The 11,798-nt window shown below is 71.9% G+C and carries 14 protein-coding genes; all 14 read right to left on the minus strand.

What is annotated here, in order from left to right; genetic code table 11:
• Positions 1–89: 89 nt before the first annotated feature.
• Positions 90–272, minus strand: coding sequence for a hypothetical protein (locus tag ACR9ZG_RS15145; protein ID WP_481285677.1), 183 nt, complete (start codon positions 270–272; stop codon positions 90–92).
• Between the two features lie 35 nt (positions 273–307).
• Positions 308–940, minus strand: a complete 633-nt coding sequence (locus ACR9ZG_RS15150; RefSeq protein ID WP_481285678.1) for a TMEM175 family protein — start codon at positions 938–940, stop codon at positions 308–310.
• Positions 941–944: 4 nt separating this feature from the next.
• Positions 945–1,580, minus strand: coding sequence for a response regulator transcription factor (locus ACR9ZG_RS15155; RefSeq protein ID WP_481285679.1), 636 nt, complete (start codon positions 1,578–1,580; stop codon positions 945–947).
• Complete coding sequence (locus ACR9ZG_RS15160) at positions 1,577–2,806, minus strand: sensor histidine kinase (protein WP_481285680.1); 1,230 nt, start codon at positions 2,804–2,806, stop codon at positions 1,577–1,579. Before ACR9ZG_RS15160 ends, ACR9ZG_RS15155 begins: the two co-directional genes overlap by 4 nt.
• 2 nt (positions 2,807–2,808) lie before the next feature.
• Positions 2,809–4,410, minus strand: a complete 1,602-nt coding sequence (locus ACR9ZG_RS15165) for an MFS transporter (protein ID WP_481285681.1) — start codon at positions 4,408–4,410, stop codon at positions 2,809–2,811.
• A 94-nt stretch (positions 4,411–4,504) separates the two neighbouring features.
• Positions 4,505–5,074 (minus strand): cysteine hydrolase family protein, encoded by a 570-nt coding sequence (locus ACR9ZG_RS15170; protein ID WP_481285682.1) that lies wholly within the window; start codon positions 5,072–5,074, stop codon positions 4,505–4,507.
• A gap of 62 nt (positions 5,075–5,136) precedes the next feature.
• Complete coding sequence (csrA, locus tag ACR9ZG_RS15175; RefSeq protein WP_481285683.1) at positions 5,137–5,373, minus strand: carbon storage regulator CsrA; 237 nt, start codon at positions 5,371–5,373, stop codon at positions 5,137–5,139.
• A 4-nt stretch (positions 5,374–5,377) separates the two neighbouring features.
• Positions 5,378–6,181 carry a hypothetical protein gene (locus ACR9ZG_RS15180; RefSeq protein ID WP_481285684.1) on the minus strand — a complete coding sequence of 268 codons (804 nt, stop codon included), beginning with the start codon at positions 6,179–6,181 and terminating at the stop codon, positions 5,378–5,380.
• On the minus strand, positions 6,159–8,210 hold the full coding sequence (locus ACR9ZG_RS15185; RefSeq protein WP_481285685.1) for a flagellar biosynthesis protein FlhA: 2,052 nt from the start codon (positions 8,208–8,210) through the stop codon (positions 6,159–6,161). Before ACR9ZG_RS15185 ends, ACR9ZG_RS15180 begins: the two co-directional genes overlap by 23 nt.
• Positions 8,207–9,304 (minus strand): EscU/YscU/HrcU family type III secretion system export apparatus switch protein, encoded by a 1,098-nt coding sequence (locus ACR9ZG_RS15190; protein WP_481285686.1) that lies wholly within the window; start codon positions 9,302–9,304, stop codon positions 8,207–8,209. The genes ACR9ZG_RS15185 and ACR9ZG_RS15190 overlap by 4 nt, the downstream gene beginning before the upstream one ends.
• Positions 9,301–10,062, minus strand: coding sequence for a flagellar biosynthetic protein FliR (locus ACR9ZG_RS15195; RefSeq protein WP_481285687.1), 762 nt, complete (start codon positions 10,060–10,062; stop codon positions 9,301–9,303). The genes ACR9ZG_RS15190 and ACR9ZG_RS15195 overlap by 4 nt, the downstream gene beginning before the upstream one ends.
• A complete protein-coding gene (locus ACR9ZG_RS15200; protein WP_481285688.1) occupies positions 10,062–10,337 on the minus strand; it encodes a flagellar biosynthetic protein FliQ in 276 nt (91 codons plus the stop codon). Before ACR9ZG_RS15200 ends, ACR9ZG_RS15195 begins: the two co-directional genes overlap by 1 nt.
• A complete protein-coding gene (gene fliP / locus ACR9ZG_RS15205; RefSeq protein WP_481285690.1) occupies positions 10,334–11,158 on the minus strand; it encodes a flagellar type III secretion system pore protein FliP in 825 nt (274 codons plus the stop codon). Before fliP ends, ACR9ZG_RS15200 begins: the two co-directional genes overlap by 4 nt.
• Positions 11,159–11,181: 23 nt before the next feature.
• Positions 11,182–11,712, minus strand: coding sequence for a flagellar biosynthetic protein FliO (gene fliO / locus ACR9ZG_RS15210; RefSeq protein WP_481285689.1), 531 nt, complete (start codon positions 11,710–11,712; stop codon positions 11,182–11,184).
• Positions 11,713–11,798 lie beyond the last annotated feature (86 nt).

Raw genomic sequence — 11,798 nt, forward strand, 5'->3', positions numbered from 1 at the left:
GAGGTGAGGGACGTTTTTCCTGTGCTCGGCGGCTGGGCCGGGGATCGGCGGCTGGGCCGGGGATCGGCGGCTGGGCCGGGGATCGGCGGCTAGCGGCCGCGGGCCTTCGCGGCCTGCTTGGCGGCCTTCTTGCGGGCGGCCTTCACGTCGGGCGAGTTCCAGAACGACGTGACGGAGCCCAGGATCTGCTCGTACCGGTCGCGGCCCGCGCGGGCACCGAGGAGGTAGGCCGCCACGATCGCGACGAGGACGAAGAGGGTCTTAGAGCGCATCGGTTCTCCTGCCTGTTCGGTGCCGACGGTATCCCTCAGCGCTCCGTTCGGGAAGGTGTGCGCACGAACAGCGCGCGCAGAAGGCGGTGCACGGGCTCGGACAGGAACAGCACGAAGAGCCACCACATCCCGACATCCGGCACGGTCACCGCGAGCACCAGCGCGAGCGCCATCAGGATGCTCGTAGACCAGCCGCGGGTCGCATCCATCGCCGGCAGCGCCTCCTCGATCGCCATGCCGGGCGTGCGCTGGATGAGGATCCCCATCGCCTGCATCGTCAGCGTCGCCAGCAGCATGTTGCCGATGTACAGCGCGTAGACGCCCGGCTGCTCGCCTTCGCTCGACGACAGGACGTTGGCGGTGAACGGGATGAAGACGATCGTCGCCAGCCAGAGGAAGTTCAGCCACAGCAGCGGCGTCGTGTACGCCGCGAGCCAGTCGAACACCCGGTGGTGCACCAGCCAGAAGCGGGCGATCACGACGAACGACACCGCGAACGCGATGACCTCCCAGAAGTGCTCGTCCATGAACTGCCCGAGCGTCAGCCTTCCTACGTCGGCGCCGGCGTCGACCAGCGGGAGGATCAGCAGCGTGATCGCGATGGCGACCGTGGCGTCCGAGAAGTTGACGAGGCGGTCGATCCCGCGCTCCGTCCTGAACACCGACATGCCGTCATTCTGCCGGGTGGTCGAGCAGGCCCAGCTCCAGGGCGCGCCGCACCGCCGAGGTCCGGTCGGAGACGCCGAGCTTGTCGTAGGCGCGGCTGAGATATGTCTTCACGGTGGCCTCGCCGATGAACAGCTCGGCGCCGATCGCGGCGTTCGTGCGGCCGTCCGCGGCGAGCCGGAGCACGCGCACCTCCTGCGGCGACAGGTCGGGCGCCGCCTGCCTGCCCTGCACACGGCCGAGCAGCGCGGTCGCCGCGGAGGTCGCGAGCACGGTCTCTCCGCCGGCCGCCGCCCGCACCGAGCGCGCCAGCTCGGCCGGCGCGATGTCCTTCAGCAGGTACCCGGCGGCTCCCGCCTCGATGGCGCGCAGGATGTCCTGGTCCGTCTCATAGGTCGTCAGCACGACGACCCGGGTGCCGGGATGCTGCGCGGTGATCGTGCGTGTCGCGGCGACGCCGTCTCCGCCTGGCATGCGCAGATCCATGAGCACGAGGTCGGGGGCGAGCGCGGCGACGAGCGAGACCGCCTCCGGGCCACTGGAGGCCTGGCCGACCACCTCGATGTCGTCGTACGCCTGCAGCATCCCGCGGATGCCCTCGCGCACGACAGGATGATCGTCGGCCAGCACGATGCGGATCACGGGAGGGGCTCCTCTCGGGCGGCGGACGGGGTCGCGGCGGGCGCAGGAAGGGTCGCGCTCAGCGTGGTGCCCGCCCCCGGCCGCGCGCTCAGCTCGAAACGGCCGCCGGCCTCCCGCACCCGGGCGCTCATGCCGTCGATGCCGAAGCCGTCCCGAGGCGCGTCCGCGTCGAAGCCGCTTCCGTCGTCGGCCACGCGCAGCCGCAGCGTGTCGGGCTCGTAGGCCAGCTCGACCGACACCGCGCGGGCGCCCGCGTGCCTGCGGACGTTGGCGAGCGCCTCCTGCAGCACCCGCAATGCGACGACCTCTATGCCGGCCGGCGCCGGCCTGGGCTCCCCGGACACCGCGAACGCCGCCGGCACGCCGGTCTCGTCCTCGAACCGCGCCGTCACCCGGCGCAGGGCGCGATCGAGCGAGTCCTCGGCGAGCCTCCCGGGGGTGAGCGCGGCGATGATGCGGCGCGACTCCTGCAGGTTCTCCTGCGCGGTCACCGTCATCAGCTCGATGTGACGCCGGGCCGCCTCCTGGTCGGTCGCGAGCTCGGCCTGCACCGCGTGGCCGAGGGTCACGATGCTCGTGAAGCCCTGCGCGAGCGTGTCGTGCATCTCGCGGGCGATGCGCTCGCGCTCTGCCGCCGCTCCCTGCTGCTCCGACAGCTCGGCGATCTCGGCCTGCTGCAGCCGGAGCCGGTCGATGAGGAGGCCGCGCTCCTTGCTCTCCTTCGTGACCGCCGTGATCCGGTTGCTGAAGTAGATGGAGATCGCGATCACCAGCACGGTGATGCCGGCGGTCCCCGCCAGGTCGGCGAAGGTGATCTCCCCGGCGCCGAGGCGGACCACCAGGCCGCCCACGTTGAGCAGCACGATCACGGTGCACGCCGGTACGAAGCTCAGCAGCAGGAAGATCTGCGGCGACAGCACGAACAGCGCCACGTTGGCCCAGTCGGTCAGCGCGATCGCGACCAGGTACCCGGCGACGGCGATCGCGATGTAGGTCCACGCCCGCCACGAGTTCGAGCGGAGGCCGGAGCGGCTCGGCCGCGCCAGGAACCAGTACACCGGGTAGAGGGCGACCACGATCGCCGCGGCGGCCGCCGACCGGCCGAACCCGTAGACCGGGTTGGCCAGGACGATGGCCGCCGTGGCGACGGTGGCGACCGCGGAGTAGCCGATCCAGTCCCCGAAGGCGCGGTCCTCGACCCGCTGGAGGTCGCCGGTGGAAGTCACGATCAGACTGTAGCCGGACGCTCGGCCGCCGCGTCGGCGCCGCCGGCGGGCGCCTGTGCCACCTCGGGGAGCGACGTGCGGCCCGCCGGGTACAGCACCCCGATGACCGCGACGACCGCCATCGCCGCCGCCATGCCCCAGAAGGCCCACTGCACGGCTCCCGCGTAGTCCGTCTGCACCGCGTGGAGGATCTGGTCGCGCACCGCCTGCGGGAGCTGCGCGAGCGAGCCGCCCGAGCCTCCCGACGCCCCGCTGATCTGCTCGACGGCGGTGCGAGCGTCGTCCGCGGAGCCGCCGAACCCGGCGAACGAGGTCGTCAGCAGGTTGGTGAGCCGTGACGTGACGATCGTGCTGAACACGGCCATGCCGAGCGCGCCTCCGAAGTTCTTCATCGTCTGCGAGATGGCCGACACCTCTCCGTAGCTCGCACCGATCGCGCGGTTGACCGCGTCGGTGCTGACCGCGCTGAACATCAGCCCGATGCCGGCGCCGGCCACGATGATCGGCCACGCCTGCGCGTTGAAGAAGGCGTGCGCGTCGCCGCCGAGGTCGGTCACCCGCAGCGCGAGCCAGCCGAAGCCGACGGCGCCGATCACCCCGCCCGCCAGCACGACGTACTTCGCGCCGTGCCGGTCGAACCGCACCGAGCCGATCCGGCTGGCCACGACGAAGCCGAGGAAGAACTTCAGGAACAGCAGTCCGGTCTCCGCCGCCGAGAGCTGCAGCGACACCTGGCCGTAGACGCTGAGGAAGAAGAAGGTCGATATGAAGGCGACGGAGGCGAACAGCGTCGCCAGCGTCGACAGCGTGAACCCGCGGTCGCGGAAGGCCGCGAGCCGCACCAGCGGCTGCGCGCTCCGGCCCTGCAGCAGCACGAACGCGACGAGCATCAGGACGCCGCCGGCCAGCGACCCGAGCACCGCCGGGCTGCCCCAGCCCCACGCGCTCGCCTGCTGCAACCCGAACACCACGAGCCCCATCCCGACGGCGACGACCAGGGCCCCGAACCAGTCGATCCGCTCGCGCCTGCGCGTGGACGGCTTCGCGGCCAGCGCCACGATGACGAAGGCGGCGAGCGCGATCGGGAGGTTGACCCAGAAGATCGCGCGCCACGTCCACTGCGTGAGGTAGCCGCCCGCGATCGGGCCGATGGCGGTCATCGCACCCGTGATGGCGAAGAAGATCGCCATCGCCCGGCCGCGGCTCTCACGCGGGAAGCCCTCGACGACCAGCCCGATCGCCGCCGGGAACATGATCGCGCCGCTGACGCCCTGCAGCGCACGCGCACCCACGAGCCACGCCTCCGCGAAATCCCCCGCCGGCGCGAGCCCGCACAGCAGCGAGGTGAGCCCGAAGCCGGCGATGCCGACCAGCGCCATGCGCTTGTGGCCGACCACGTCGGCGATGCGCCCGCCCAGGAGGAAGAAGGCGGCGGTCGCGAGCAGGTAGACGTTGACCGCCCACTGCATCCCGTCGTGACTGAGGCCGAGGTTCTGCTGGATGGACGGGGACGAGAGCGCGACGATCGTGGAGTCGATCGTCGTCATCGACACGGCGAGGATCAGGCCGGCGAGGGCCGGCTTCGACGAGGCTGCGGAATTCATGGCCTCAGCCTCGCGGCGAGGGGGAGGTGGACGGCACCGGCGGCGGGTGGTCAGCGGTGTCCGCCGATCGGTGGACAGTGCGGGTCGGCCTCCGCTATCCCACCGCCGCCACGAACCCGTCGGTCGTCGTCACCGTGACGCCGCCGCGAGGGAACACCTTGCCGGTCAGCACCGCGTGCACCTCGGGGTCCGCATCCCAGCAGCCGTCCTCGAGCACCACGAGGCGGTAGTCCCGGTCGGTCGCGTCGCGCACGGTCGAGAGCACAACACCGCTGGTCGAGACACCGGCGAGGACCAGGGTGTCGATGTCGCGCGCCGCCAGCTGCTCGGCCAGACCGGTCGTGCTGAAGGCGCCGAACCGCTTCTTGCGCACGACGAGCTCCCCCTCCGCCGGAACGAGCGCCGGATGGAACTGCGTGGCCAGGCCGGCGAGGTCGAGCTGCTCGGAGGCGAAGCGGGACCCGGCCGGGGCCGCAGCGCGCTCCTCGGCGGTGAGCGCGACACGGACGTACCCGATGGTCAGCCCGGCGCCGCGGGCGGCCTCGCGGGCGCGTGCGAGCCCGGCGACGAAGGCGTCGACGTCGGGATGGCGGCCGACGATGCCGTTCTGCACGTCCATCAGGAGCAGGGCCGTGCGGGAGGGATCGAAGGTGAGATCGTTCATGTACGTAAACTATCTCGGGCTCGGCTGCGGTCAGGGCGGAGGCTGTCGCGTCCGCAGGGGCGCTACAGCCCCAGCGACTTCTTGATCAGCGCCTCGGCGTCCTCGGCGGTCGCTGCCTGCTCGCGCGCCTCCTGGTTGGCCTCGGTAACGGCCTTCACGACCTCGTCGCGCTGGATGCGGATGCCGCGCGGCGCATCGATGCCGATGCGGACGCCGTCGCCGCGCGCGTCGAGGATCGTGACGACGATGTCGTCGCCGATGAGCACCCGCTCGCCGACTTTGCGCGTCAATACCAGCATTCGATCAGCCTATCCGGCGGTCGGCGGCCTCGGCAGGCGGCGCGTCGAGCCAGAGCACCGGCGGCCCGAGCCGCTCGACCGCGAGCGGGGTCGCGGTGAGGGCCGCGTTCGTCGCGGCGACGGCGTCGACCGCGAGCACCGCGTCGACGGCGGCGACCCAGGCGGCGGTGTCGTCCTCCTTGCGCGAGGCGTCGACCGCCACCCACACCTGGTCGGGCTCGACGCCGGCCAGGTCCGCGGCGAGCGCCGGCACGGCGAGCGGCCCGGGGAGGCTGACCACACCGACCACCGGACGCTCGGAGCGGACGCCGTCGGCTCGTGCGGCGAGCGCGGCGCGGCGGTCCGGCAGGGGCAGGACCGGCACCTCCACCCCCGCTGTCGCGGCGAGGATGCGGCCTGCCGCCTCGGCGTCGGCGCCGAGCCCGACGACCAGGGTCAGGTCGCCGCGCCCGCGCAACCGCTCGGGCACGCGCCCGCGACCCCGTGCCCCCTCCTCCCGATGATCGAGGGGCGTCGTTGTGTCGCTATCCGGCGCGAATTCCGGCATAACGACGCCCCTCGTCGGAGGCTCGGGCGGCGCGGGCGCGGGCGGCGCGGGCGCGGGCGGCGCGGGCGCGGCAGGTGGCGGCGCGGGCGCAGCGGGCGCGGGCGCCGCGGCCGCGGGCGCGTCCACCGCCCGCACGAGGTCGTCGAGGATGGACTGGAAGGCGAGCGACGACGTCGAGACCGCCGGCAGCACCTCGTCGTCGCCGTAGACGTCGCCGAGCGCGTCCGCGCCCAGCCACTCAGGCCGCGATCGGCTCGGCAACCCGCACCACCCCTACGGTCTCGATCTGCGCCTGTACCGCGGTGACCTCCTGGTACGACAGCACCGGGAGGCCGCTCACCTGCCCGGCGACCAGCCGCCGGATCGCGGGCCGCAGCGCCGGCGCGCACACCAGCACGGCCGAGAGCCCGGCCTCGTCGAGCGCGCCCGCCGTCTGCTTGACCGAGCCGAGCACCGCCTCCAGCCGGCTGGGGTCGAGCACGATCTGGGTGCCGTTCTCGCCCGGCCGCAGCCCCTCGAGCATGGCCTGCTCGAGGCCGGGGTCGATCATGATCACGCGCAGCAGGCCGCCGTCGATGTGCGGCGCGACCACCGCCGGCCCGAGGGAGGCGCGCGCGGCCTCCACGAGCCCCTCCGGGTCGTTCGACACCTTGGCGCGCAGAGCCAGCGCCTCCAGGATGCGCGGGAGGTCGTTGATCGGCACCTGCTCGACCAGCAGGCCCTGCAGCACCCGCTGCACCTCGGCGAGGCTCAGCAGCGCCGGGATGAGCTCCTCCACCGCGGGCGGGTTCACCTGCTTGACGCCCTCGGTGAGCTGGCGGACGTCCTCACGGGTGAGCAGGCGCGCGGCGTTCGCGGTGATCACCGACGACAGGTGCGTGATGAGCACCGAGACCCGGTCGATCACGGTCGCGCCGCCGAGCTCGGCGCTGTGCCGCATCTCGCTCGGCACCCACTTGGCCGGGAGGCCGAACACCGGCTCCACGGTCGGGGTGCCGGGCAGCCCGTCCAGCGCGTCCCCGAGCGCGAGCACGCGGCCGCCGGGGGCCTGGCCGCGCCCCGCCTCCACCCCGGCGATCTTGATGACGTAGGTCGACGGCGGCAGGTCGGCGCTGTCGCGCGTGCGGACCGGGGGGACGATCACGCCGAGCTCCAGCGCGATCTTGCGGCGCAGCGCCCGGATGCGCGACAGGAGGTCGTCGGAGGCGCCGCTGACGATGTCGACCAGGTCGGGCGCGAGCGTGATCTCGAGGGCGTGGACGCGCATCTGCTCCATGAGGTCCTCGGTCGTCTCGGGCTTGGTGGCGCCGGCGACAGCGGCCTGCGCGGCCTTCGCCTTCTTCGCCGCCGCCTGCGCGGTCTTGATCCGCTGCGCGGCGAGGATCAGCGCGGCCCCGATGAGCACGAACGGGATCGGCGGCATCCCCGGGATGAGCGCCATGACGATGGCCGCGCAGCCCGCGATGGTCAGCGCCTGGCGCGACTGGCTCAGCTGCCCGCTCGCGGTGGTGCCCATCTCGTTCTCGGCGTTCGAGCGGGTCACGATCATGCCGGTGGAGACGGCCATGAGCAGCGCGGGGATCTGCGTGACCAGGCCGTCGCCGATGGTCAGGAGGGTGTAGGCGTTGACCGCGTCGCCCAGCTCCATGCCGCGCTGCAGCATCCCGATCGCGATGCCGCCGACGACGTTGATGATGATGATGATGAGGATGCCGGCGATGGCGTCGCCCTTGACGAACTTGGAGGCGCCGTCCATCGCGCCGTAGAAGTCCGCCTCCGCCGACACCTCGGCCCGCCGCTCGCGCGCCTGCTCCTCGGTGATCAGGCCCGCGTTGAGGTCGGCGTCGATCGCCATCTGCTTGCCGGGCATGGCGTCGAGGGTGAAGCGCGCGCCGACCTCCGCGACGCGCTCGGCGCCCTTCGTGACGACGACGAATTGGATCACGATCAGGATGAGGAACACGACCGCGCCGATGATGATCGACCCGCCGACGGCCACGTGCCCGAACGCCTGGATGACCTGGCCGGCGTAGCCCTCGCCGAGTACGAGCCGGGTGGAGGCGACGTTGAGACCCAGCCGGAACAGCGTCGCCACGAGCAGCAGCGACGGGAACACCGAGAAGTCGAGCGGCTTCTTCACGAACATCGTGGTGAGCAGGATCACCAGCGCGAGCATGATGTTCACGATGATCAGGGTGTCGAGCAGCCAGGCCGGCACCGGGACCACCAGCAGCATGATGATGCCGACGACGCCGATCGGTACGGCTACCTTGGCAGCGGTCGATCTCATACGAGCCCTCCAGACAGTGCGGGGGTGGTCATGGTGTGGAAGCCGGAGGCCGAGCCGCGCGCCTTGAGCGACATCACGAAGGCGAGCACGCGGGCGACGGCGTTGTAGAGCTCGACCGGGATCTCGTCGCCGAGCTGGCAGCTCGCGTGCAGGGCGCGGGCGAGCGGGATGTCCTTCACGATCGGCACGCGCTCCTCCTCGGCCTTCTCGCGGATGCGCAGCGCGATGGCGCCGGCACCCTTCGCGACGACGCGGGGCGCCGACTTGCCCGGCTCGTACTTGATCGCGATGGCGATGTGGGTGGGGTTCACGAGCACGACGTCCGAGCCGCCGATCGCCGCGATCATCCGGTTGCGGCTCATGGCGAGCTGGCGGGAGCGCCGGTGCGACTTCACCAGCGGGTCGCCGTCGCTGTTCTTCTGCTCGTCGCGCACCTCGCGCTTGGTCATGCGGGTCTGCTTGCGGTTGCGGCGCATCACGACGAGCACGTCGAGCCCCGCCAGCACCAGGCCGGCGCCGACGGCCGCCTGCAGGAGGCCCGCCGAGCCTCCCTGCGCCGCCGACAGCAGCGAGGTCAGCGGCATGCTGCCAGAGGTCAGCAGCACGGGCATGAGGCCCTGCACGACGAGGTACAGGCCGATGCCGACGACGGCCGACTTGAGGAGGGTCTTCGCGCCCTCCCACAGCGCCCGCATGCCGAAGAGCCGGCCGAGGCCCGCGACGACGTTGAACTGCTCGTACTTGCCCTCGAGCTTCTTGAGGTGCACGCCGCCCTGCACGGCCGCGGCGCCGACGACCGCGATGGCGCCGACCGCGAGCAGCGGGCCGATGGTGGCGAGGATGCTGCCGAGCCCGTCGCCGAGCGCGGCGAGCGCCTTCGCCGGGTCGGGGCTCTCGATCACCGAGCGCACCGAGAAGAGCTGGTCGACGGCGGCGTCGCTGCCGAGCTGGAGGGTGAACGGCAGCATGATCGCGGCGGCGCCGACGCCGACCCACGCGGTGAGGTCGTTGGACTTGCCGAGGCGGCCCTTCTCGCGGGCCTCCTTCATCCGTTTGTCGGTCGCCTGCTCGGTGCGCTCCTGCGCGTCGCTCACGGCGTCACCCCCAGCATGGTCTTGACGGCGGTCCCGGTGATGCTCGACACGACCCCGGGCAGCGCGACGAACACGATCGCGGCGAGCACGACCGTGAGCATGATCTTGAGCGGGAACCCGAGCGCGAAGGCGTTGAGCGCGGGGGCCACGCGGGTCAGGAGGCCGAGGCCGACATCCGCGAGGAACAGCACGACGAGCAGCGGCCCGGCGATCTGCAGGGCGGCCAGGAACATCTGGGTGAGGCCGTCGACCATCGCCTTCGCCGGGTCGGCCATCCCGATCCCGGCGGCGAGCGGGACGGCGGTGAAGGTGCGCACCAGCCCGCCGATGATGAGCTGGTAGCCACCGCTCGCGAACAGCAGCGCGAGCGCGGTCAGCTGGAACATCCGGGTGAACTGGGCGCCGTTGATCATCGACTGCGGGTCGAACGCCTGCGCGAGCTGGAAGCCGCCGAACAGGTCGATCAGGCTGCCCGCGGACTGGATGGCCGCGAATACCAGGAACACCAGGAACCCGAGCGTCGCGCCGACCGCCAGCTCGCGCACCATGTCGAGCAGGAAGGCTCCCGTGTCGCCGACCCGGTAGCCGGCGCCGACCCGGGGCGCGACGGCGACCGCGAGGCCGATCGCGAGCATCCCCTTCACCTGGGCCGGGAAGCCGTTGTACGAGAACGGCGGCGCGATCACGAGGAAGGCGACCATGCGCAGCGAGGCGAGCGCGACGGCCTCGATCGCGGCGAGATCGATCGGGATGTTCATCAGCCGCCGCCGAGGAGTCGCGGGAGGCTGTCGAAGAGCACGTGCGTGAACGAGACCAGCTCGCTGATCATCCACTGGCCGCACACGATCAGCGCCACGGCGACCGCCGCCGCCTTGGGCACGAACGAGAGCGTGACCTCCTGGATCTGGGTGATCGACTGCACGAGCGAGATGGCGAAGCCGACCACGAGCGCCGTCACGACGATCGGGGCGGCGAGCTTGGCGGTCACCATGAGCGCCTGCATGGCGATGTCGAGCACGGCGTGCGCGTTCATCCGCCGCCCCCGTAGCTCTGGATGAGGCTCGTCACGATGAGCCCCCAGCCGTCGACCAGCACGAACAGCAGGATCTTGAACGGCAGCGAGATCATGACCGGCGGCAGCATCATCATGCCCATCGACATCAGCGCCGCGGAGACGACCATGTCGATGACCAGGAACGGCACGAAGATGACGAAGCCGATGATGAAGGCCGCGCGCAGCTCCGAGATCATGAACGCCGGGATGAGGGTCAGCAGCGGCACGGCCGACACGTTCTCGGGGTTCGCCCGGCCGGCGGCGCGCGTCATCAGCGCGATGTCCTCCTCGCGCGTGTGGGCGGCCATGAAGCCGCGCAGCGGCCCCTCCGCCGCATGCACCGCGGCCGTGAAGTCGATGTGGCCGGCGAGGTACGGCTGCACCGCCGAGTTGTTGATGTCGACGAGGACCGGGCTCATGATGAACAGGCTCAGGAACAACGCCAGGCCGGCGAGCACCTGGTTCGGCGGGATGGAGGGCAGGGCCAGCGCGTTCCGCGTGATCGCCAGGACGACGAAGATCTTGGTGAACGACGACATCATCAGCAGGAGGGCCGGGGCGACCGACAGCACGGTGATGCCGACCAGGGTGACGATGGCGGCGCTCGGGGTGCCGTTGGGGCCGTTGATGTCGAGGGTGATGCCGCCTCCGCCGGTCGCCCCGGTCGGGCCGTCCGGGCCGGAGGGGGTCGGGACGGGGGTGGCGTGCGCCCCGGTCGCGCTGAGCAGCACGAAGGCGAGGGCGATCAGGGCGACGAGGATGCCGGCGACGGCGAGACGGGGCACGCGGCCGGTGCGCACGAGGGGCCCGGCGACGCGACCCGTCACCGGCGCTGCCGCACCGCCGAACTCGCCTGCCGCCAGGTCGCGGGTGACAGGATCGAGCCTTTGAGTGCCTCGTCGAAGAGCGAGGCGCGTCCCTGCGCCGTGAGGAAGTCGGCATCCTGCCTGTCGTCCGTGCCGGTTCTGGCGACCGGAGCGGATGCGGCCGTCGTGACCGCGGGTGCTGCTGTGGTTTCGGTGTCTGTCTCTGTGCTGTCGGACGGCGCTGCCGTCGTGGCCGCGCGCACCGGGCTGAGCCGGGTGACCTCCGCCTCCTGCGGACGCTCACCCGTGTGGAGCACGCTCACCTGGCGCTCGGTCACACCGAGCACGAAGCGGTTGCCGTCGACGTCGACCACCACGACCGACGCCTTCGGGCCGACGCCCTGCCGGCCGACCACGGTGACCGCGTTGCCCCGCCTCCCACGCGCGCCGGAGCGGCCCTTGGTGATGCGGCGCTGCACGAACCACAGCAGCGCGACCATCACCCCGAGCACGACGACGACGCGCAGCGCGACGAACAGGGTCTCCACGGCCTCCTCTATCGGCCGGCCCGCCCCACCCGTTAGCCGGCAACCGCCGAGTACGCGGACTCTCTGCGTACTCGACGGTTTTCGGG

The organism is Leifsonia sp. KNZ12-8B, assembly GCF_056755495.1.